Source organism: Streptomyces sp. NPDC002055 (assembly GCF_040296705.1).
GTDB lineage: Bacteria > Actinomycetota > Actinomycetes > Streptomycetales > Streptomycetaceae > Streptomyces.
In genome coordinates this window covers 157,642-179,088 of record NZ_JBEOXS010000010.1, presented here as the reverse complement: position 1 = coordinate 179,088, position 21,447 = coordinate 157,642, and the positions used below count along the sequence as shown (strand labels likewise).

20 protein-coding genes are annotated in these 21,447 nt (G+C 73.6%); 9 read left to right on the top strand and 11 right to left on the bottom strand.

Annotation, left to right across the window (positions count from 1 at the left end; translation table 11 throughout):
* Positions 1-184 precede the first annotated feature (184 nt).
* Positions 185-1,183, bottom strand: a complete 999-nt coding sequence (locus tag ABT112_RS08780; protein WP_351507100.1) for an N-acetylglucosamine kinase — start codon at positions 1,181-1,183, stop codon at positions 185-187.
* Between the two features lie 215 nt (positions 1,184-1,398).
* On the opposite strand from ABT112_RS08780, the gene ABT112_RS08775 reads away from it, so the two are divergent.
* Positions 1,399-2,103, top strand: a complete 705-nt coding sequence (locus ABT112_RS08775) for a hypothetical protein (protein ID WP_351507098.1) — start codon at positions 1,399-1,401, stop codon at positions 2,101-2,103.
* A 273-nt stretch (positions 2,104-2,376) separates the two neighbouring features.
* Positions 2,377-3,054 (top strand): uracil-DNA glycosylase, encoded by a 678-nt coding sequence (locus ABT112_RS08770; protein ID WP_351507096.1) that lies wholly within the window; start codon positions 2,377-2,379, stop codon positions 3,052-3,054.
* A 137-nt stretch (positions 3,055-3,191) separates the two neighbouring features.
* Here ABT112_RS08770 and ABT112_RS08765 read toward each other — a convergent pair whose 3' ends face one another.
* Entirely contained in the window at positions 3,192-4,274 is a 1,083-nt protein-coding gene (locus ABT112_RS08765; protein ID WP_351507094.1) for a WD40/YVTN/BNR-like repeat-containing protein, read from the bottom strand.
* A gap of 444 nt (positions 4,275-4,718) precedes the next feature.
* Between ABT112_RS08765 and ABT112_RS08760 the strand changes: the two genes are divergently transcribed.
* Together ABT112_RS08760 and ABT112_RS08755 are read left to right on the top strand one after the other, a co-directional pair.
* On the top strand, positions 4,719-5,402 hold the full coding sequence (locus tag ABT112_RS08760) for a TetR/AcrR family transcriptional regulator (protein ID WP_351507092.1): 684 nt from the start codon (positions 4,719-4,721) through the stop codon (positions 5,400-5,402).
* A gap of 50 nt (positions 5,403-5,452) precedes the next feature.
* Positions 5,453-6,664 (top strand): acyltransferase family protein, encoded by a 1,212-nt coding sequence (locus ABT112_RS08755; protein ID WP_351507090.1) that lies wholly within the window; start codon positions 5,453-5,455, stop codon positions 6,662-6,664.
* A 163-nt stretch (positions 6,665-6,827) separates the two neighbouring features.
* On the opposite strand, the gene ABT112_RS08750 is transcribed toward ABT112_RS08755, so the two are convergent.
* Together ABT112_RS08750 and ABT112_RS08745 are read right to left on the bottom strand one after the other, a co-directional pair.
* Positions 6,828-8,207 carry an FAD-dependent oxidoreductase gene (locus ABT112_RS08750; RefSeq protein WP_351507087.1) on the bottom strand — a complete coding sequence of 460 codons (1,380 nt, stop codon included), beginning with the start codon at positions 8,205-8,207 and terminating at the stop codon, positions 6,828-6,830.
* A 116-nt stretch (positions 8,208-8,323) separates the two neighbouring features.
* Positions 8,324-9,232, bottom strand: coding sequence for a DUF305 domain-containing protein (locus ABT112_RS08745; RefSeq protein ID WP_351507085.1), 909 nt, complete (start codon positions 9,230-9,232; stop codon positions 8,324-8,326).
* A 60-nt stretch (positions 9,233-9,292) separates the two neighbouring features.
* Here ABT112_RS08745 and ABT112_RS08740 point away from each other — a divergent pair, with 60 nt between their 5' ends.
* Complete coding sequence (locus ABT112_RS08740; RefSeq protein ID WP_351507083.1) at positions 9,293-10,774, top strand: LVIVD repeat-containing protein; 1,482 nt, start codon at positions 9,293-9,295, stop codon at positions 10,772-10,774.
* Here the strand turns inward: ABT112_RS08740 and ABT112_RS08735 are convergent.
* From ABT112_RS08735 to ABT112_RS08710, 6 genes are all read right to left on the bottom strand, one after another.
* Entirely contained in the window at positions 10,743-11,555 is an 813-nt protein-coding gene (locus ABT112_RS08735; RefSeq protein WP_351507081.1) for a TetR/AcrR family transcriptional regulator, read from the bottom strand. The two genes, ABT112_RS08740 and ABT112_RS08735, sit on opposite strands and share 32 nt — an antisense overlap.
* Positions 11,556-12,004: 449 nt before the next feature.
* Positions 12,005-12,709: an HAD family hydrolase gene (locus ABT112_RS08730; RefSeq protein ID WP_351507079.1), complete on the bottom strand. Its 705-nt coding sequence runs from the start codon at positions 12,707-12,709 to the stop codon at positions 12,005-12,007.
* Between the two features lie 18 nt (positions 12,710-12,727).
* Complete coding sequence (locus ABT112_RS08725; RefSeq protein WP_351507076.1) at positions 12,728-13,447, bottom strand: phosphatase PAP2 family protein; 720 nt, start codon at positions 13,445-13,447, stop codon at positions 12,728-12,730.
* Between the two features lie 252 nt (positions 13,448-13,699).
* Positions 13,700-14,635 carry a M56 family metallopeptidase gene (locus ABT112_RS08720; protein WP_351507074.1) on the bottom strand — a complete coding sequence of 312 codons (936 nt, stop codon included), beginning with the start codon at positions 14,633-14,635 and terminating at the stop codon, positions 13,700-13,702.
* 101 nt (positions 14,636-14,736) lie between these two features.
* The gene (locus tag ABT112_RS08715; protein WP_351507071.1) at positions 14,737-15,306 is read right to left on the bottom strand and encodes a DUF5134 domain-containing protein; all 570 of its coding nucleotides are present in this window, start codon (positions 15,304-15,306) and stop codon (positions 14,737-14,739) included.
* 330 nt (positions 15,307-15,636) lie between these two features.
* Positions 15,637-16,029 (bottom strand): VOC family protein, encoded by a 393-nt coding sequence (locus tag ABT112_RS08710; RefSeq protein ID WP_351507069.1) that lies wholly within the window; start codon positions 16,027-16,029, stop codon positions 15,637-15,639.
* Positions 16,030-16,483: 454 nt separating this feature from the next.
* Here ABT112_RS08710 and ABT112_RS08705 point away from each other — a divergent pair, with 454 nt between their 5' ends.
* Positions 16,484-17,032 carry a GNAT family N-acetyltransferase gene (locus ABT112_RS08705; RefSeq protein WP_351507067.1) on the top strand — a complete coding sequence of 183 codons (549 nt, stop codon included), beginning with the start codon at positions 16,484-16,486 and terminating at the stop codon, positions 17,030-17,032.
* Positions 17,033-17,104: 72 nt separating this feature from the next.
* Here ABT112_RS08705 and ABT112_RS08700 read toward each other — a convergent pair whose 3' ends face one another.
* The gene (locus ABT112_RS08700) at positions 17,105-17,788 is read right to left on the bottom strand and encodes a glycerophosphodiester phosphodiesterase (RefSeq protein ID WP_351507064.1); all 684 of its coding nucleotides are present in this window, start codon (positions 17,786-17,788) and stop codon (positions 17,105-17,107) included.
* A 362-nt stretch (positions 17,789-18,150) separates the two neighbouring features.
* Between ABT112_RS08700 and ABT112_RS08695 the strand changes: the two genes are divergently transcribed.
* The 3 genes from ABT112_RS08695 to ABT112_RS08685 are packed head-to-tail and all read left to right on the top strand — an operon-like array spanning position 18,151 to position 21,388.
* On the top strand, positions 18,151-19,548 hold the full coding sequence (locus ABT112_RS08695; protein WP_351507062.1) for a DUF6421 family protein: 1,398 nt from the start codon (positions 18,151-18,153) through the stop codon (positions 19,546-19,548).
* Positions 19,549-19,571: 23 nt separating this feature from the next.
* Positions 19,572-20,327, top strand: coding sequence for an SDR family NAD(P)-dependent oxidoreductase (locus ABT112_RS08690; protein WP_351507111.1), 756 nt, complete (start codon positions 19,572-19,574; stop codon positions 20,325-20,327).
* On the top strand, positions 20,306-21,388 hold the full coding sequence (locus ABT112_RS08685; RefSeq protein WP_351507060.1) for a threonine aldolase family protein: 1,083 nt from the start codon (positions 20,306-20,308) through the stop codon (positions 21,386-21,388). The genes ABT112_RS08690 and ABT112_RS08685 overlap by 22 nt, the downstream gene beginning before the upstream one ends.
* Positions 21,389-21,447: the final 59 nt, after the last annotated feature.

Below are 21,447 nucleotides of genomic sequence, written 5' to 3'. Positions count from 1 at the left end.
CGTGTATTTGTGGCCCCCAGGGCCGTAAATATACGTTCCGGAACCCCCCACCCCGGAGGCCCCGCCCCCGCACCCACGACGTACCTCTCCGCACCCGGCACCCGGCACCCGGCGCTCAGAGCGACGCACCCACCCCGCTCACCACGACGCACCCCGCCCGCCCCCACGACGCCCCGCCCCCGCCCTAACCCACAGCCTCCGGCACGATCAGCATCCGGGAGTCGACCGGCAGCGCCAGCCCCCCGGACGCGAGCGCCGCGGCGATCCCCAGCGCCCCGTCCAGCGGATCCCCCGCCGGTTCCACCGGCTCCGCATCCGGGAGCTGCCGGGCCAGTTCCTCCCGCAGCGGAGCCAGCAGCGGCTCGCCCATCCGGAACAGCCCGCCGGTGAGGGCGAGACGACACCCCACGCCCTCCGGGCGGACCGCGGCCGCCGCCTCCGCGATCGACCGGGCGGCCTCCCGGAGAACGGCCCTCGCCACCGGGTCCTCGGCGGCGCACCGGCCCACCTCGGGAGCGAACCGGGCCAGTACGGCGGCCCGGTCGGCACGCGGATACAGCAGCCCCGGCATCCCCGCCGCCGGACCGAACACGGCTTCCAGCCGCGCCAGCAGAGCCGCCGACCCTCCCGCCCGGCCGTCGTGGGCGCGCAGCGCCGCCTCCAGGCCCGCCCGGCCGATCCAGGCTCCGCTGCCGCAGTCGCCCAGCAGATGCCCCCAGCCGTCGGCCCGCCGCCATCCGCGTCCGGCCGGGCCGAGATCCGTGCCGACCGCGATGAGCCCGGTGCCCGCCACGACCGCCGCGCCCGCCTGCTGCCCGAGCGCCCCGGCATACGCGGTCACCGCGTCGGCGGCGAGCGCCAGCCGCCGGGCCCCGAGCGCGTCCGCCAGGGCACCGGGCAGCCGGGCCCGCAGCTCGTCGCCGAGCGTCGCCATGCCCGCCGCGCCGACGGCGACGGCGGACGGCGGTCCGGCGGCGCCGGTGCGGCCGAGCAACTCGCGCGCCGCGGGCAGCAGAAGCTCCAGGAAGTGACCGGCGTCGACACCGGCCGGGCCGATGCGCGCCGGGGTATCGGAGGCCACGGTGGCGACCGGCCGGGCGTCGTCGGGCCGCGCGATCGCGACGCGCATCCCCGAGCCGCCCGAATCGACACCGAGGACCCACGGGGACAGGGGTGACCTCATGACCCGGCTCCAAGGTGAGAAGAGGAGGAAGCGGAAGGGGGCGACGACCGCAGCCTAAGCGCAGGAGTGCGGCTCGGCGGATTCCTCGGCCGCAGGGCTGCCTGCTCCTTGTTAGCCGGACGTTAGGGGAGCGGCAGCTTCGCGATAGTGCCCCCGAGCAGAGTGAGTGACGTACCGAGGAAACAACGACACCTGCTGACCCGGGGGGACCTGAAATGAGCTCCAGCACCACTGTCCGCACCGCTCGTCGCCGCGGCCTGCGCATGGCCGCTCTGGCCCTGACCGCGGCCGCCGGCCTGACCCTGACCGCCTGCTCCGGCTCGGACACCGCCGACGCGAAGCCCGCGGGCCGCACGGACAAGGCTGCAACTGCCGCCGAGTCCGGCGGTACGGGCTCCTCCGCCGGAGAAAAGGGCTCCGATGCCGGTGCCGAGGTGGGGACCAAGTCGGGCACCGCGAAGCAGCCGGGCAGCTCGCCCACCGCCAACGGCGGCAAGGCGGCATCCCCGGTCCGCACCCAGCCCTTGGCGGACGGCGTCAGCAAGGCCGAGATCACCAAGGTCGGCGCCCAGCACTACCGTGCCAAGATCGTCGCCCGCGGTTCGGTCCTGGCCACGATGGAGGCGAAGGGGCAGGACGACGGGCTCGACGCCAACGACATGTTCGTCGTGCTCACGTCGGACGGTCAGGTCCAGTCCTGGATGGGCGGCGGGCACCAGGGACCGGGCACCTTCAAGATCGACGGCGGCTGGACGGTCAAGGTCACGAAGCTCGGCGAGCTCCACTACCGCGCGCAGTTCTTCAGCGAGAGCGGCGACGCGGACGACACGGTGGAAGCGAACCAGCACGACGTCGGGTTCGTCGCCAACGGCGTGTCCATCGTGCTCAGCGCCGGCGGCGTGATCAGCGCCCACCAGTAGTGGCCCGCCGGCTGCGGTGGTGGAGCGGGCTCCGGCGGGGCGGCTCCACCACCGCAGTGACGGAAGGGACCGCGGGGCTCGGCAGGCATCCCGGGGCGTCTCGCCGGCGGCCGGGTCGCGGGGTCGCGGGCACGGCGCCGTGCGCACGGCCGTCTCCGAGCGCCTCGCCGGAGCCGCCGAAGGACGGGACGGCGCTCCGGAGACGCGGAAGACGCTCACCCGGTGTGCCGGAAGCGGCGGACCGCGCTCCGTACGCCAGTAGAGTGATCCCCTGTGGCAGCACTACCGTTGAACGAAGTTGTCGAGCCCGGATGGGCACAGGCCCTGCAGCCCGTCGCCGGACGCGTCGCCGAGATGGGTGACTTCCTGCGCGCGGAGATCGCTGCCGGCCGCACCTATCTGCCCGCCGGAGCCCATGTCCTGCGCGCCTTTCAGCAGCCCTTCGACGAGGTGCGGGTGCTGATCGTGGGCCAGGATCCGTATCCGACCCCCGGCATGGCCATCGGTCTCAGTTTCGCGGTGGCTCCCGAGGTGCAGCGGCTGCCCGGCAGCCTGGAGAACATCTTCCGGGAGCTCAACACCGACCTCGGACTGCCCCGCCCCTCCAACGGCGACCTGACGCCCTGGACGAAGCAGGGCGTGCTGCTGCTCAACCGGGCCCTCACCACCGCTCCCCGCAAGCCCGGTGCGCACCGGGGCAAGGGCTGGGAGGACATCACCGAGCAGGCCATCCGCGCTCTGGTCCAGCGGGGCAAGCCGCTGGTGTCCGTGCTGTGGGGGCGGGACGCCCGCAATCTGCGGCCGTTCCTCGGCGACCTCCCGGCGATCGAGTCGGCGCATCCCTCACCCATGTCCGCGGACCGCGGCTTCTTCGGCTCACGGCCGTTCAGCCGCACCAACGACCTGCTGATCCGCCAGGGCGCGCAGCCCGTGGACTGGCGGCTGCCCTGAGCCGGCTGCCCTGAGTCGGCGGGCCGGCCCGGCGCCGGGACCGCGCCGGTGTCGGGCGACGGCGCGGTGTCAGGCCACGGCGGTGTCGGGCGACGGCGCGGTGTCAGGCCACGGCGGTGTCGGGCGACGGCGCGGTGTCAGGCCACGGCGGCCCGCACGCAGAGCACGTCCGGCAGATGCGAGGCCAGCTGGCTCCAGCTGTCGCCGTCGTCCGCGCTGGCGAAGAGCTCGCCGTTGCGGTTGCCGAAGTAGACGCCCGCCGGGTCGGAGTCGTCCACGCACAGCGCGTCCCGCAGCACGGTGCCGTAGTGCGGCTCCTCGGGGAGGCCTGCGGAGAGCTCCTGCCAGTCGGCCCCCGCGTTCTCCGTGCGGTACACCCGGCACCGCCGGTCGGCCGGTACCCGGTCCGAGTCCGCGGTGATGGGGAAGACGTAGGCCACGTCGGCGCGGTGCGGGTGGGCGGCGACGGAGAAGCCGAAGTCGGAGGGCAGGCCCTCGCCGATCGACGTCCAGCCGGCCCCGGAGTCGTCGCTGCGGTAGACGCCCCAGTGGTTCTGCAGATACAGCCGGTCGGGGTCCCCGGCGTCCTGAGCGATCTTGTGCACGCACTGCCCGAACTCCGGGAAGTGATCCGGCAGGAAGACCGCCTCCACTCCGGAGTTGGACGGGGCCCAGCTCTCCCCGCCGTCCCGCGACCGGTAGACCCCGGCCGCGGACACCGCGACCGTCACCGCGTCCGCGTCCCGCGGGTCCGTGACGACCGTGTGGACGGCGAGCCCGCCGCCGCCCGGCTGCCACTCCTCCCGCGTCGGGTGCTCCCAGAGCGGCCGCACCAGCTCGAAGCTCTCGCCCCAGTCCTCCGAGCGGAACAGCGCCCCGGGCTCGGTGCCCGCGTACACCACGCCGGGCGCCGCGGGCCCCGCGGGATGCAGCTGCCAGACCCGCTCCAGGGAGGTGCCGGTGTCCTCGGGGTAGCGGATCGCGGGCTGCTTCGGCTCGTGCCAGCTCGCCCCGAGGTCGTCGGAGTGGAACACCGACGGTCCCCAGTGCGCGCTGTCCCCGCCGGCCAGCAGCCGGGGCGCGGAGCGGCGGGTGTCGATGCCGACGGAGTAGATGGCCTGCGCCGGGAAGTGGGGGCCGTCGAGGCTCCAGACCCCGTCTCTCCGTCTGCCGACGAAGAGCCCCTTCCGGGTGCCGACTGCGAGCAGAACGTCGGTCATGACCGACCACCTCCGGTGACGCCGTTGTCTCCAGTACGGGCCAGTCTGCACCCCCGCACCGACAACGGCGCCCGGCTGGTCGTCCGCGCAGGTCAGGCAGCCCGGTAACGCCACCGCGGCCACCGCGGCCACCGGCTCGCGTGCCGCGGGGCAGTCACCGCGGGGTAGACGCCGCGGGGCAGTCACCGCGGGCCAGACGCCGTAGGGCAGTCACCGCAGGGAGGGCGCAGCGGCTCCCGCCCCGGCGGCGCGGCTCCGGCCTGCCCGCCCCCGACGATCTCCGCGGGCCGGTCCCGCCCCGGTGCCCGTCCCGCTTGAGCGACCCCTCCCGGCACCTGCCGCCGCCCGTGGTGGAGCGCGGTGCGCTTTCGACCGCCGAGGCGCCTTCGAGGGCCAACGGTGTGTGTTTGGACAGTAGTTGGCCACGTGTTTAGAATTTTGGCCATGCGGTCAAAAAATGATCCCCGTGGCCGGTCCGGCGCGGGGAAGGACGAGCGGAAGGCTGGGGAGCCGGAACGCTCGTTCATCGAGAGGGCACGCCGCGCCCAGATCGTCACCGCCGCCGTCGAGACCATCGCGGAACTCGGGTTCGCGAAGGCCTCACTGGCGCGGATCGCCGAGCGGGCCGGGATCAGCAAGGGGGTGATCTCGTATCACTTCGCAGGCAAGGGGGAGTTGATCGAGCGGGTCGTCGAGGAGGTCTACGGGGAGATCGGAGCCTTCGTCGGGGGCCGGCTGGACGACCGGTCCGGGGCCACCACCTGGCTGCGGGTCTACATCGAGTCGGTCGCCGAGTACATGCTCGGCCATCGGACCCAGCTCATCGCGCTCGGCGAGATCTTCCACCACTTCCGTACCGATGACGGGGCGCCGCGCTACGGGGTCGCGTCGAGAGAGCCGCTCTACGTCCGGCTGGAGAACGCCTTCCTCGACGGTCAGCGAAGCGGCGAGTTGCGCCCGTTCGACGTCCGCGTCATGGCCGTCACGCTCCAGGCCGGGATCGACGACATGTTCGCGTACTGGAGCGCGTATCCCGAGCACGATCTGGCCGCCCACGCCCGCGAACTCGCCGGCCTCTTCCAGCGGGCGACGCGCGCGGAAAGCACACCGACCGAAGAGCAGCAGTGACCGAAGAGCAGCAGTGACCGAAGAACAGCAGTGAACAGGAAGAACCTTCCATGACAGCAACTCCGGAACACGCGGCTGTCGGCGCGGCCCGGCCCGAGCCGACAGCCGAAGCACGGCCCGCGCGCCCGCGGCTGCTCTACATCGACAACCTGCGGATCGCGCTGACGGCGCTCGTGGTGCTGCACCACACCGCCGTCACCTATGGCAACATCCCCGCCTGGTACTACACCGAGCCCGCCGAGGACGGCTCCGGGCTCCTCCTGGACGTCCTCGTGATGTTCAACCAGGCGTTCTTCATGGGGTTCTTCTTCCTGATCGCCGGGTACTTCACGCCGGCCTCCTACGACCGCAAGGGCGCGCGGCCCTTCGTCCGGGACCGCCTCAAGCGGCTCGGCTTTCCGCTGCTCGCCTTCCTCCTGCTGATACGCCCCCTGGCGACCTTCGGCGGATACGCCGACCTGCGGGCGACCTTCGCCGAGCGCGGTGAGTCCCTTCCCTACGGGATGTACTACCTGCTGAGCTGGGACGCGGGGCCGCTGTGGTTCGTCGAGGTGCTCCTCGTGTTCGCCCTGCTCTACGCCCTGGTCCGCCGTCGTGCCGCGAGCCGCCACTCCGGCTCCGCCGCGCAGGCCCGCCGGGAGACGGTGCGCGACCCTCGTCCCCCGCGGCCGCTCGCCGTCGTCGTCTTCACCGTTGCGCTCGCCCTCTCCACCTACCTGTGGCGATTCCTCGTCCCGACCGACACCTACGTCCCCGTCCTTGGCCTGCCCACCCCCAACTTCATGCCGCAGTACGCGAGCTTCTTCGTCCTCGGCGTGCTGGCCCACCGCCGCGGCTGGCCGCAGTCGCTCTCCCGGGCCGCGGGCCGTGCGGGCTTCGCCGTCGCCACCGTCGCCACGCTCGCCTACCTGCCCGTCGTCACCACGGTGAAGGGCGCGGCGCTGAACGGTCACGGCACCTGGCAGTCGCTGGTCGCGGCGGCGTGGGAGTCGACGTTCGCGGTGGGCGTCGTCCTCGGTCTGACCGTGGTCTTCCGCGAACGGTTCAACCGGCAGGGGGCCGTCGCCGGGTTCCTGTCCCGGCATGCCTTCGCCGTCTACGTCATCCATGCGCCGGTGCTCGTCGGGCTGGGATTCGCCTTCCGCGGCCTGCACGCCCCGGCAGCTGCCAAGTTCGCGCTGGTCGCCGCCCTGGCCCTGCCGCTGTGCTGGGCCGTCGCCTATGCGGTCCGCTCGCTTCCGCGCGCGGACCGTGTCCTGTGACCGTGACCGCGGCCGTCAGCCGGGCCGCCCCGCGCGGCTGACGGCCCGAGCCATGGGGGCGGAGGCGCCCGGCCGGCACGAGCCCGGCCGGGCGGGGACGGCAAGGGCCTGAGGTCCGGTGCCGCGCGGGGGAGCACCCCGCACGGCACCGGGCCTCAGGCCGTCAGACGGTCCCGCTCGGTGAGGGCCGGTCCCGGCCTCCGCCCGCCGCGGCCAGCAGTCCCGCCCAGTCGGGGATCTTCACCGAGGCGCGGCCCAGCGTCCGTCCCAGCTCCGCCTCGGCCGCCTCGATCGCCTGCCAGCCGCGCCACTCCACCGGCTCCTGGCCCAGCCCGCGCAGCGCCGCCACGGGATCGTCGGCCACCACCCGCCCGGCCAGCACGGCGGCGTCGCTCAGCAGCGCGGCGGCCGTCTCCTTGGCACAGGGCCGGTTGCTGCCGATGACGCCCGTCGGACCCCGCTTGATCCACCCGGCCACGTACTCACCGGGGGAGGGCCGGCCGTCGCGCAGCACCCGCCCCTGCGCATGGGGGACGGTGCCGCGCTCCGCGTCGAACGGCAGCCCCGGCAGCGGGACGCCCCGGTAGCCGACCGACCGGAGCACCAGCTGTGCGTCGATCTCCTCGAACCGGCCGGTCCCGGTGATCCCGCCCCGCCCGTCCGGCACCGTCCGTTCGAAGCGCACCCCGGCCACCCGCTCCCCGTCCGGAGCCGGCAGCAGCGCCACCGGCCGCAGACGGAACCGCAGATGGATGCGGCGGTCCCGGCCCCGCGGCGGCCGGGCGGCCCAGTCCCGCAGCACCTGCACATTGCGCCGGCAGACCGCCGGGAGCTCCGAGAGGTCGGTGACGGCCGGGTCGAGGGCGGTCTCGGCCGGGTCCACGAGCACATCGGCGCCCGGCAGCGTGCCCAGCTCCCGGAGCTCCTTGGTGGTGAACCTGGCCTGGGCGGGCCCGCGCCGTCCCACCATGTGCACATCGGTCACCCGGCTCGCGGCGAGCACGCCCAGCGCCGCCTGCGGCACGTCGGTCGGCCGCAGTTCGTCCGCGCTCCGGGCCAGGACGCGGGCCACGTCCACGGCCACGTTGCCGACGCCGATCACCACGACGGAGCGGGCACCGAGCGGGAACCCGCGGGGCGCGGCGTCCGGATGGGCGCTGTACCAGGAGACGAACTCGGTGGCCGAGAGGCTGCCCGCCAGATCCTCCCCGGGGATGCCGAGCCGCCGGTCGGTCGCCGCGCCCACGCAGTAGACGACGGCGTGGTAGAGCCCGAGGAGCCGCTCCGGGGACAGTCCGTCGGCTCCGACCCGCACATGGCCGAGGAAGCCGACGCGCGGATGCTCCAGCACCCTGCGGAGCGTGTTCTGCAGCGACTTGATCTTCTCGTGGTCGGGCGCGACGCCGTAGCGCACCAGCCCGTACGGGCACGGCAGCCGGTCCAGTACGTGGACGTGCACGTCCGGCACGGCCTCCTGCTCGACCAGGGCCTGGGCGGTGTACACCCCGCTCGGCCCCGAGCCGACGACGGCGACACGCAGCACGGCGGGCTCCTTCCCGCAGGGATGTCTCCAGCATGGCACCGGGAGGGCGGGGGCGGGAGGTGCCCGGCGCGTGGCACGCCCGCCGGTTGCTCCGGATCGCCCAAGGGTCCTTGGCCCTAAGGGGTCCTTGCCATGTCCCGCATGCGGTTGATCTCGCTCGTCTGCTGGGCGATCACATCGTTCGCCATCTCCTCGACCAGGACGTCGCTGCCCTGGGACAGCAGCTCGGTGGCCATGGTCACCGCCCCCTGGTGATGGGTGATCATCAGCCGGAGGAAGAGCGCGTCGAAGGCCCGGCCCCGGGCGGCGCGCAGCGCGGCGAGCTGCTGCTCCGAGGCCATCCCGGGCATGCCGGCGTGGCCGCCCGGGCCGTGGGAATGCCCTGCCCGGCCGGAATGCTCTCCGTGACCGGCGCCCGCATGCCCGCGGGCCCCGTGCCCCCGGTGGCTCTTCCCGTCCGCGCCACTGCCGCCGTGCCCCGGGTGGCCGGAAGTCTTCCTCCCGCTCCCGTGCGTCGTCAGCCAGCCCTCCATGGCCCCGATCTCGGGCCCCTGGGCCGCCGTGATGCGCTCCGCGAGCCGTTCGGCCTTCCCCGAGCGGGCCCGGTCCGGCACCAGACGGGTCATCACCAGGGCCTGCCGGTGGTGCTCGATCATCCGGTGCACATAGCCGAAGTCGGCCGTGCCGGGGCGGTCGTGGCGCACGGAGCGCGCGGCCTCCTCGGCCGACAGCGTCCGGGCGGAGTCCCCGGGCCGGCCCGGGGCCACGACGGAGGGCCGCCCGGCGGCGGCTCCCGCGTCGTCGTCCGGCCCGCAGCCGCCGACGGCCAGGATCACGGCTGTCGCGGCGAGGGCGGCGGTCCGGGCGCGGTGGTGCGACGTGCTGCGGCGGTGGGGCACAGCGACCTCCCGGGTCGGCGTGACCGGCGGAACCGGCCGGTCGGAGACGGTCCTGTCACGACGGTGCGCACTTCCGGTCGCGGAGAGCTGTCCGACTGCTGCCCCCGAGTCTATTGATATGTACATGCGAAGGGCGATACTGCGGCCAGCACCGTTCAACTCCGAACGGACTCAAGGGAGGACGCAGTGACGTCTTTGCCCCATCCCCGTGTACGGCGCAGACGCCTCGGCGTGGCGGCCGCCGCCCTCGGTCTGCTCGCCTCGGTCCTGGCGGCGGCCCCGGCGGGTGCGGTCCCCGACCCCGGCGGCGCTCCGGTCGAGAAGCCGGTGAGCCGGAGTTCCTCGGCCGGTACCGAGGCCGCGATCGCGCGCGGTGACCTGCCCGGCGTCGACGAGATCGTGCACAGCTCGAACGTCACCCCGCTCGGGAACATCCCCAAGGACGCGCTCCCCGGAGTCAATTCGGACCTGGCCTTCCAGGGCCGGTACGCCTTCGCGGGCAACTACGACGGCTTCCGGATCTTCGACATCGGCAACCCGAAGGAGCCCAGGACCGTCAGCCAGGTGCTCTGCCCCGGCTCCCAGAACGACGTCTCCGTCTCCGGCGACCTGCTGTTCCTCTCCACCGACTCCTCCCGCAGCGACGACTCGTGTGCCAGCACCGCCCAGCCGGCCACCGAGAAGTCCTCCTGGGAGGGCATGAAGATCTTCGACATCAGCGACAAGAAGAACCCGAAGTACGTCGCCGCCGTCGAGACCGCCTGCGGCTCGCACACCCACACCCTGGTGCCGGACCGCGGCGACGTCTACGTCTACGTCTCCTCGTACTCGCCGAGCGACTCCTTCCCCGACTGCCGGCCCCCGCACGACGGCATCTCCGTCATCAAGGTGCCGCGGCACGCCCCGCAGAAGGCGGCCGTCGTCGGCTTCCCGGTGCTCTTCCCGGACGGCGGCAACCCCGGCGGCCCCGTCAACTTCGGTGTCTCCAAGACCACCGGCTGCCACGACATCACCGCCTTCCCCACGCTGAAGCTGGCCGCCGGTGCCTGCATGGGCGACGGCGTCCTGCTGGACATCTCCCGGCCGGCCGAGCCGAGAGTCCTCGACCGGGTCCAGGACAACGTGAACTTCGCCTTCTGGCACTCGGCGACCTTCAACGAGCGCGGCAGCAAGGTCGTCTTCACCGATGAGCTCGGCGGTGGCGGGGCGGCGACCTGCAACGCCGAGGTCGGCCCGGACCGCGGCGCCGACGGCATCTACGACATCGTCGGCAAGGGGGACGCGCGCAAGCTGGTCTTCCGCAGCTACTACAAGATCCCCCGGCACCAGGCCGCCACCGAGAACTGCGTCGCGCACAACGGCTCGCTGATCCCCGCCAAGGGCCGGGACATCATGGTCCAGGCCTGGTACCAGGGCGGCGTCTCGGTCTGGGACTTCACCGACTCCGCGAAGCCCCGGGAGATCGGGTACTTCGAGCGCGGACCGCTCTCCACGAGCACCCTCGTCGGCGGCGGCTCCTGGTCGGCGTACTACTACAACGGCCACATCTACTCGAACGACATGGTCAAGGGCCTCGATGTGCTGCGCATCGACGACCCGCGGACGGACAGCGCCAAGAGCGTCCGGCTGTCCCGGCTCAATGTGCAGACGCAGCCCGACTACCGCTGACCGGACCCTGCGCCGGCAGCGGCGAGGTGCCACCGGGCGGCGGCCCGCCCGGTGGCACACCAGGTCCGTCCGGTGGCACAGCAGCTCCGCCCGGTGGCCCACCGAGACCCGGTGGCCCACCGGGCCCGCCCGATCGCCCACCGGGTCCGCCCGGCGGCCTGCCGGGCCCGTCCAGCGGCCCGCCCGGTCCGTCCGGTGGTGCACCGCGCTCCCACGCCAGCCCGTACCGCTGGAACAGCTCGGCGCGCAGCCGCCCGAGCGGCATCGGGGCGCCGGGCAGCAGCAGCGCCACCACCGCGCCCATCAGCAGCGCCCGGAGCAGGGGATAGTCGGTGTCCGGGTCGGCGGAGCCGTAGGCCACCACGGTGCCGCGCAGCAGGGCGGCCAGTTGCTGCTGCTCCGGGCACTGGACGAACCCCTCGGCCGAGAGGATTCCGGCCATATGGGTACGCATCAGCGTCGGATGATCGCGGGCCGTGCCCAGGACGGCGTCGATGGCGCGGGCCAGCAGTTCCTCGCCGTCCTCGGTCCGCGGCTCGCGCTCCAGCGCCGCGGCGAGGGTCAGATGCATCAGCCGGTGCACCGCCGACTGCAGCAGCTGCCGCTTGCCCGGGAAGTAGTACGAGACCAGGCCCCGGGCCGAGCCGGCCCGGTCGGCGATGTCGGCCAGCGTGGTCGCCTCGTAGCCCCGTTCGTCCACCAACTCCACCGTGGCCTGCAGCAGACGCTCCCGGGAACGTCGGCGCAACTCTTCATTGACCGATGCGCTGCGCGGGGACATGCTGAACTCCTGCGTTGACTGGCTTCGAGCCAATATACTGAGCCCGCCCATGGCCGTCCGACCCTGCTCGAGGGCCGGATTACCAGGGCTGCCGCCGTTTCGGGCGACGCGGGGGATCGTCCGAAACGGCGGTTTCAAGCCGTCCTCGTCGCACCCGTGCCGCACCCGGAGCACCGCACCGCGTCCGCCGGGCAGCACCTGCCGGGGCCCCGTAACCGCCCCCGCACCGCACCCCTCGACGGGACCGCACGGCGCCGTCACCAGCGCTGTCGCCCCCCGGAACACCCCCCGGACCACCCCCGCCCCCCGGACCACCCCGGAGCCTCGGAACACCTCCGCCCCCGGACCAGCCGTCGGCGCGAGCCCGCCCGACCGTCCCCGGCCGTACGGCGCCACTTCCGTCCGCTCCTCCACCGCCTGCCCCGTTCCATGCCCCCGCTTCCCGAGCCTCAGTCCGCCCGGTCGACCAGGTCCAGGACCCGGCGCAGGGCGTCCGGCCGGTGCGCCACCGGACGGTGGTCCACCAGGTGCACGGCACAGCCCAGCGCCGCGGCGCCCGCGTCCGCGCGCCGGTCGTCCCCCACCATCAGCGTGTCCTGCGGCGCCACCCCGAGCGCGTGACAGGCGACCGAGAACAGCCGCGGATCCGGCTTCTGCACGGCGTGCTCGTACGACAGTGCGAACGTGTCCACCAGGGTGTCCAGACCGTGCGCGCGGAACACCGGCCGCAGGTCCCACCCGATGTTGCTGACCACGGCGACCCCCGTGCCCCGGGCGCGCAGTGCCTCGAGCACCTCGGCCGCATCGGGGTACGGGGCCCACGCGGCGGGCTCCATGTGCCGTTCGTAGAGCGGGCCGTACAGCTCCGGCCAGGGCAGCCGCGCCTCGCGGGCCAGACCCTCGTACGCGGCGCGGTGCAGCTCCGCACTCCGGTCGCGGTCCGCCCACAGCTGGGCGAGATGCGCCGGCACCATGCGGGGAGCCACCCCGCCGGGCAGGGCGCCCGCCCACTCCAGCCGCCGGGTCCAGTGCAGGAGTTCCCCCTGGGGCAGCGCGAGGCCGGCCCGTCCCGTCACCGTCCGCAGCCAGGACTCCGTCGACTCGACACAGAAGAGGGTCCCGGAGAAGTCGAAGAGCACGCCCTTGATCGCCATGGGGCGATCCTCCCGGGTTCACTCCCCGCCGGACAAGGGCACCTTGCGCCGGTTCGCCACGGCCTGGCACCGGGGGAGCGCCGCGACCGCGAGCGCCGCCAGGGCCACCCCCAGCAGCCAGCCCGCCAGCACGTCCGAGAGCCAGTGCACCCCCAGATACAGCCGGGTGAAGCCCACGCCCAGGACCGAGACCACGGCCACGGCCGCCGCGGCCCGCAGCCACCGGCCCCGTACGCCCCAGGCCGCCAGCAGCCACAGCAGCAGACAGCAGCCCAGGGCCGCGGTCATCGCATGGCCGGACGGGAAGGACGTGTAGTGGGCGGTGGCCACCGGATCCGGCCACTGCGGGCGCTCCCGCCCCACCGCGAACTTCACGCCCTGCTGCAGGGCGGACCCGGCCAGTGTCACCAGCAGCAGCCACAGCGCGACGACCCGGAAGCCGCGCCACAGCAGCAGCGCTCCGGCGGCCACCAGCAGGGCCCGGAACGTCCACGGGTCCCAGAACCAGTCCGTCAGGATCCGGCTCGTACCGGTCCAGCCGGGGCTGCGCACCGCCGAGCCGTGCAGATCGTCGGCGACGTCCCGGTCGGTCGCGGTCAGCGGCGCCCAGTCGGCCACGACCAGGACCAGGAGCACGCCGCTGAGCAGGCCGCAGAGCGCCGCCGTCCAGAGCAGGCACCGGGCACCGGGACGGGGGGCGCTGAGGCCGTCGGGCGGGCTGAGAGGCGGCGCATCCATGGGGGAGATCTTGACGGACGGCCCGAACGCCTGGCCAGTCGGGCCCCCGGACCGGGCCCGGGTGATCGTGGGGACGCAGGAGGTGACGGCCAGTCGTTCACGCCCCCCGGCGCCGCACGGCATCGCGTGCCGCCCGGGGCCGGACCTCGGACGACAGGACCGGTCCCGCGCACCGAACGGAAGGACCCTGACCTGCTCCGGGTGCTCCGGGGGAGGGAGGCTCCTGGGCTACGCCGCTCGGAGCGGAAGGTTCTAACCGAGCACGCTCAGGGCCGGGACGCCGGTCACGAGCAGCGGGACCACCGGAACGAGCGCCGCGGCCGCGGTGAGCCGCAGCCGGTGCCCCGGGCTCAGCCGGGGCGCGGGCGCCAGCAGCCGGTCCACCCGCTGCGGGACCTGGGCCAGCGGCGTCGGGCACGGGCCGAACACCCCGCGCTCCTCGTTGAGTTCGACGAGGGCCAGGGCGATCGCCAGCCGCCCGAAACGCCGTGACGCGGTGTCGTCGGCGGCCAGCTCCACCAGCCGGTGCATCTCGTCGCGGAACGCCGCGAACACCGGCACCTGGGGAAAGCCGTTGGCCAGGGCCGAGGAACAGTGCAGCAGCCAGTCGTGCCGGGCCCGGGCGTGGCCCTGCTCGTGCGCCAGCACCGCGTCCAGCTGGCGCCGGTCCAGCCGCCGCAGCGCCGCGGTGGTGATGACCAGCCGGGGCGTCGGCCCCGGGAGCCAGCGGGCGTCCGGGCGTTCGCCCTCCAGGACCACCAGCCGGTCCTCGGCCGCGTGCTCGCCGGGGAGCCGGGGGGAGCGCCGGAGCAACTCCGTCCGCCGCACGCGGCGTTCGGCGCGCGCGGCCCGGATCTCGCGGGTGAGCATCGCCGCGGTCCACGCGCCGCCACAGGCCAGGACGGCGGCCACGGTGCCGGCCCAGGGCCCGTACCCGTGGAGCGCGTACGCCTCGACCACCCCGTGCGGCGCCGGGGCGAAGACCCGGCCGCGGACGGCCTCCCAGGCACCCGCCGCGCTCAGCGCCATCGCCAGCGTGCAGCACAGCAGCACCGCCGCCACCACGCACTGCCACACCCACAGAGCGAGCACCGGTTCGCGGTCCGCCCACTCGGTGCCCGGCAGAAGGCGCGGGGCGATGGCCGCGGTCAGCCCGGCGAGGACCAGCAGCGCGAGCGGGAGCATCATGGCCGCCAGCCTACGAGCGCCCGGCTACCGTCGGGTATGACCTCGACCGCGAAGTGACGTACACCACGAACCCGGTGGGGCCGGACGGCGCCCGGCCGGTTTCAGACGGTCAGGAGCATGGCGAACATCGCCATCGCCGTCGACACCCGGCAGGCCGTGGCGGGTTCGGGCCGCAGCACCCGGCCGAGGCCCGGCGGAGGTGCCGGGCGCGGGGCCGGCGCACGGCCGGCCGGCACGAGCCGGGCGCCCGCACACAGCATGTAGACCGCGAAGTAACCGAGCAGCAGCCCCGTCACCAGGGGGAATCCGCCCGGCGGTTGGGCGACCCCGTGGCCGGGGTGCCCCGGTCCGGCCGCCGTCGGCATCGCCAGTGCGGCGTAGACCATCGCGAGCGAGCCCACGACGTGATGCACCCGGTGACCGTCCCCGCGCGCGGGGAGCAGGCCGTGCACCGCCAGGACGGCGAACACCACCGCGAACGCCCGGGCCGACCACGGCTGCGGCTGGGGCAGCGGCAGCGCCATGGCCGCCATGACCAGCCCCATCAGCGCCTCGCCCCCGGCGCCGCGCCGCAGCTCCGGCGGGTCGGCGGACCGCAGGACCAGCAGGTACGCCCCACTCGCTCCGCACACCACGACGAGCAGCCAGCCGACCAGCGGCGGTCCGTGCACGGCGCACCTCCCGGTCCGGACGGGACACGTGGGGAGGCTGCCCAGGGCTCCCCGGCACACGGGAGCGCACGGGCGCACCACGGGGGGCACGGCCGGCCTGCGGGCCGGCCTGCGGGCGGGCGGTGCGGCCGGGAACGGACCGCCGGGGCCCGGCCACCGGCACGGGCGACATGAGACACGGAGAGACGGAGGTACGGAGGCGGGGGGTACGGAGAGACGGAGGCACGGAGGCATGGAGACACGGACCGTCGGGCTCGAAGCCTCGGAGCCCGGGTACGGCGCTCCTGAGCCCCTGTCCGCGGATACGTCCGCCCGCACGCCGGAGTGCGTTCAGATACCCGGGCGGTACCGGAGCGGATGGTCCTCGGGCACCTCGACGACGCAGATCCGGGTGCCGTCCGGATCGGAGATCCACATCTCGATCAGCCCCCAGGGCTCCCGCACCGGAGGGCGCAGCACGGTCACCCCGCGGGCGGCCAGCTCCTCGTGCGTCTGCGCCGCGTCCGCGACCTGGAGCCAGAGCTGGAGGCCGGGGGAGGCCGGTTCCTCCGCGCGCCCGGAGACCTCCAGGAAGCCCCCGCCCAGGAAGTACACCGTGCCCCGCTCCGGGCCGGTGCCGAACTCGCGGTGGACGGCCAGGCCCAGCGCCTCGCCGTAGAAGGCCCGGGAGCGGTCCGGATCGGTGGGACGCAACAGGATGCGGCTGCTCAGTACATGCACCATGCCGGGAAACTGCACAGAAACCCCCCGGGTAAACCCCGGGACCCCCTGGGTGAACCCGCTCGCCGGGCGCCGGGACCGCGCGCGAAGGCGGTCCCGGCGGGCCGAGGCACCCGGCAGCGGCGCGCGGCCACCGGCACCGGGGCCGGCGCCCGTACCGCCCGGTCGGCGCAGTCCGCAGTCCGCAGTCCGCGGCCCGCCGTCCGCAGACGCGGGAGGCCACCGGTCGCCCCGCTGCGGCCCGGCCCGTTCCCGGGCCCGTCCGGCCCCTGGGTCGGCCGGAACCGTCCGGCCGACGGGGCCCGCACCGGCGCCGCGTTGTTAGCCTCGGACGCCATGCGCCGCGTCGCCGGGGCGTGTCCGCAGGGTCCCGCCGTCCGGCCGCAGGCCGGGCGGGACACCATGGGCACGCCCCGGCCCCGGGGAGGCGCCAGGCTGTACGAGAGGACCGACCGCGATGGACATCACCGCAGCCCCTTCCGCCCCGCCGACCTTCCGGGACGCGGCCGAAGCCGACATCCCGGCGCTCGTCGGACTCATCGAGTCGGCGTACCGCGGCGATGCCAGCCGCGTCGGCTGGACCACCGAGGCGGACCTGCTCCAGGGGCAGCGGACCGACCCCGACGGGGTGGCGGCCGTGGTGCAGAGCCCGGACAGCCGGATGCTCGTCGTCGAGCGGGACGGCGCCCTCGTCGGCTGCTGCCAGCTGGAACACCGCGGGGAACACGCCTACTTCGGGATGTTCGCCGTCCGCCCCGAACTCCAGGGATCGGGGCTGGGCCGGGTGGTGCTGGCGGAGGCCGAGCGGGCCGCCCGCGAGAGCTGGGCCGTGCGCGAGATGCACATGACGGTGATCTCGGCGCGGGACGACCTCATCGCCTGGTACGAGCGCCGGGGCTACCGGCGCACCGGCCGGATGACCCCCTTCCCGTACGGCGACGAGCGGTTCGGCATTCCGCAGCGCGACGACCTGCAGTTCGAGCTCCTGGTCAAGGACCTGGGGTGATCCGGGGCCCCGGCGGCCGGCCCGTGCGGACCGGCCGCGGGCGCCCCCGCACCGGGTGCCGGGGCGGTACGGCTATGCCGTGAAGCGGCTGGTCCGCTTGATCTCCGGGAAGTCGGTGGTCGCGCCGTCCAGCCCGAGCGCCCGCACCAGGCGCAGCTGGTCCTGGGTGTTGACCACCCAGCCGATCACCCGCAGACCCGCGGCGCGGGCCCGTTCCACGGTCTCCAGCGTGAGCCGCCGGATGTTCAGCACCAGCGTCCCGGCCCCGGCCGCGACCGCGCGGTCCACGACCTCGGTGCCGTACCGGCTGGCGACCAGCGCGGTGCGCACCTCCGGCAGCAGCCGGCGCATCTCCGTGATGGCCTCGTCGTGGAACGAGAGAACCTCGACCCGGCCCGCCAGATCGCGCCGGCGCATGACCTCGGCGAGCGCCTGCGCCGCTGCGACGTCCTTGATCTCGGCCTGGAGCGGGGCCCGCACCGCGTCGAGGACCTCCTCGAACACCGGGATGCGCTCGCCCTGACCCGCGTCCAGCCCGCGCAGCTCGGCCAGGGTGAAGTCGGCGATCGGGCCCTGGCCGTCCGTGGTGCGGTCCACCTCCGCGTCGTGCATCACCACCAGCGCGCCGTCCTTGCTCAGATGCAGATCCAGCTCGATGACGTCCAGCCCCTCGCGGTCGGCGCGCACGAACGAACGCAGGGTGTTCTCCGGCTCGACACCCATCACGCCGCGGTGCCCGATGGTGAGGAAGGTCACGGTTGTCTCCATTCCGTGGGTCGGCTGCCACTGAACCGGCTAGGCAGCCTAACCGCGGGTACGGCCGTTACTGCAGGGTGCGAAGCCGGTCACCCGTGCGTGGGCGCGTCCCCCGGTGAGCTGACGCGATACCCCGTTCCGGGCCGTCGTTCCGGCCCCCAGGGGCCCGGTGATCTCCCCGTCCGCCCGTTCGCGTACCGCCGAGGGAATGGGTGTGGTCATCATGGGTACGGGTCCCCGGCAGGAAAAACCTCGGCTTCGAGGCCGGTCGGGCCGGATAATTTTCGGCTACTCCGCTTGAGTGAAGCCACGTCGTCCGGATACCGTGTCTTGACGCGAGGTTCTTTCGTGGAAGGTGAGTGATGACGGAAATTCTTGTGCAGAGCCGTGCGGAAGGCGGAGTTCTGCCCGCGGATCGCGTGGTTGATCACCCGTCCTGGCCCGTGCTCAAGGATGCCGTGGAGGAGATCCGCCCCTGGCAGGCCAAGGACGGCTCGATCGACCTCGAGGCCCAGGGCGCGCCCGCCCGCGCCACCGTGGAGGCCGCGCTCACCCGCGTGATATCGGCCGTCGAGGAGCTCTCTCCGCTGTTGCCGCACGACGCGGAGTATCACCGGGCGCTCGTCGCCGACCTGCGCCGCTGGGCCGAGGGCGGCTTCGGGGTGCCGGACTTCCTGGACTCCCTGCTGGCCTTCCAGCCCGCCGCACAGCGCGCCGACGGCCTCCAGCACCTCGTCGTCTTCGCGATGTACACCCAGAACGGCAACCCGGACCGCAACCTGGAGGCCGTCGTCCTCCGCGTCGTGTGGCCCGAGTGGCTCGCCGAGCTGGAGCGCACCCGCTACGACAACCCGCTCTTCGTCGGCATCACCTTCGAGGACTTCACCAGCGGCTACGACACCAACTCCGCGGTGCTCTTCCCGGAGACCATCGCCGTCCGCGAGGCGCCGGAGCGCTTCACCTGGGGCGGCATCTTCTGCGACCGCGAGGCCGCCCGCTTCCGGGTGGTCAGCGAGGCCGCCGTCGAGACCCTCGGCATCGACCTGCCCGCGGACATCCGCGAGATGCTCGCCGACCAGGACCGCTGCCAGCAGGCGTTCGTCCTCTGGGACATGGTGCACGACCGCACCCACAGCCACGGCGACCTGCCGTTCGACCCGTTCATGATCAAGCAGCGCCAGCCGTTCTGGATGTACGGCCTGGAGGAGCTGCGCTGCGACCTCACCGCCTTCAAGGAGGCCGTGAAGCTCGAGGCCGAGGGCTTCGCCCAGGCCCGCGACGTGCAGTACGCGGTGATCTTCGACCGGATGTTCCGCTTCCCGGTCACCGGCGACCGGGTGCGCAACTACGACGGGCTCGGCGGCCAGCTGCTGTTCGCCTACCTCCACCAGCACGACGTCGTACGCTGGACGGACAACACCCTGCACATCGACTGGGACCGAGCCCCGCAGGTCACCAACCAGCTCTGCTCCGAGATCGAGAAGCTGTACCGCGACGGCATCGACCGCCCCAAGCTCGTCCACTGGTTCGCCGCGTACGGCCTGGTCTCGACCTACCTCGCCCCGCACCCCGGATCCACCTGGGCCAAGGGCCCGGATGCCCTCGACCTCACACAGCCGCCCCGCAAGCTCGTCGATGACGTGCTTCCCGACGAGTTTCCGCTCAGCATGTTCTACGAGGCCCTCGCCAAGAAGCTCAAGGGCGTGATCGCCTCCACCAAGGGCATCACGGCGCAGAGTGCCGAGCAGGTGGCCGCGTGACCGAGTCCGGAGAGGCGACGACAATGACGAGCAACGGCAAGGGGGCCCTCGAGGGCGCCGTAGTGGCGGTGGCGGGCGCGGCCGGCCCCGCGGGGCGGGCGACGCTGCTCCGGCTCGCGGAGGCGGGAGCCACCGTCGTGGCGTCCGACGCGGACGCGGCCCGGCTCGCCGAGGCGGTCGACGAGGCGCGCTACGCGCACGGCGGCGCCACGGTCACCGGCGACACGGTGGACCTCCTCGACCTGGACGCGACCCGGGAGTGGGCGGCCCGCACCGAGAAGGAGTTCGGCCGGGTCGACGGCCTGGTCCACCTGGTGGGCGGCTGGCGCGGCAGCCGGACGTTCGGCGAGACGCCGCTCGCCGACTGGGACACGCTGCACAACCTGCTCATCCGCACCGTGCAGCACACCTCGCTGGCCTTCCACGACGCCCTGCAGCGGAGCGGCAACGGCCGCTACCTGCTGATCAGCGCGGCCGGAGCCAGCAAGCCCACCGCGGGCAACGCCGCGTACGCCGCCTCCAAGGCCGCCGCGGAGGCCTGGACCCTCGCCCTCGCCGACGCCTTCAAGAAGGAGGGGGGCGACGGCGGTCCGCAGGCCGCGGCTGCGATCCTGGTGGTGAAGGCGCTGGTGCACGACGCCATGCGTGCCGAGCGCCCCAACGCGAAGTTCGCGGGCTTCACCGACGTCAACGACCTGGCCGAGTCCATCGTCGACGTCTGGGGCCGGCCCGCCGAGGAAGTGAACGGAAACCGTCTGTGGCTGACTCCGCAACCGTGACCTCTGACGCCAAGCGGCGCCACGATCCCGAGCTGCGCGGATTCGCCAGCGACAACTACGCGGGCGCGCACCCGGAGATCCTGGCGGCGCTCGCCCTCGCCAACGGCGGTCACCAGATCGCCTACGGCGAGGACGAGTACACCGAGCACCTCCAGCGCGTCGTGCGCAGCCACTTCGGGCCGACCGCGCGGGCCTTCCCGGTCTTCAACGGCACCGGTGCGAACGTCGTGGCGCTGCAGTCGGTGACCGACCGCTGGGGCGCCGTGATCTGCGCCGAGTCCGCGCACATCAACGTGGACGAGTGCGGGGCGCCGGAGCGGGTCGGCGGGCTCAAGCTGCTCACCGTGCCCACCGAGGACGGCAAGCTCACCCCCGAGCTGATCGACCGGCAGGCGTTCGGCTGGGACGACGAGCACCGCGCGATGCCGCAGGTCGTCTCGATCACCCAGAGCACCGAGCTGGGCACCGTCTACACCCCGGACGAGATCCGGGCGATCTGCGAACACGCCCACCAGCTGGGGATGCTGGTCCACCTCGACGGTGCCCGGCTGGGCAACGCCGCGGCGTCCCTGGACCGTCCGATGCGGGCGTTCACCAACGCGGTGGGCGTGGACATCCTCTCGCTCGGCGGCACCAAGAACGGCATGGTGTTCGGCGAGGCCGTGGTCGTCATCAACCCGGACGTCGCCCGGGCGATGAAGCACATACGCAAGCTCTCCATGCAGCTGCCGTCCAAGTGCCGCTTCGTCTCGGCACAGTTGGAGGCCCTGCTCGCCGGGGACCTGTGGCTGCGCAACGCCCGGCACGCCAACACCATGGCCCGGCGGCTCGCCGACGGGGTGCGGGACGTGCCCGGTGTGGAGATCGTGTACCCCGTGCAGTCCAACGCGGTGTTCGCGACGCTGCCGCACGATGTCGCGGAGCGGCTGCAGAAGCGGTACCGCTTCTACTTCTGGGACGAGGCCGCGGGTCTGGTGCGCTGGATGTGCTCCTTCGACACCGCGGAGGCGGATGTGGACGCGTTCGCCACCGCCGTGGCCGAGGAGATGGGCAAGCTGTAGCGCTGCAGTGGGCAGGCACCCGCCGTCATTCGGTTGATGACGGCGGGTGCTTTCTGCGC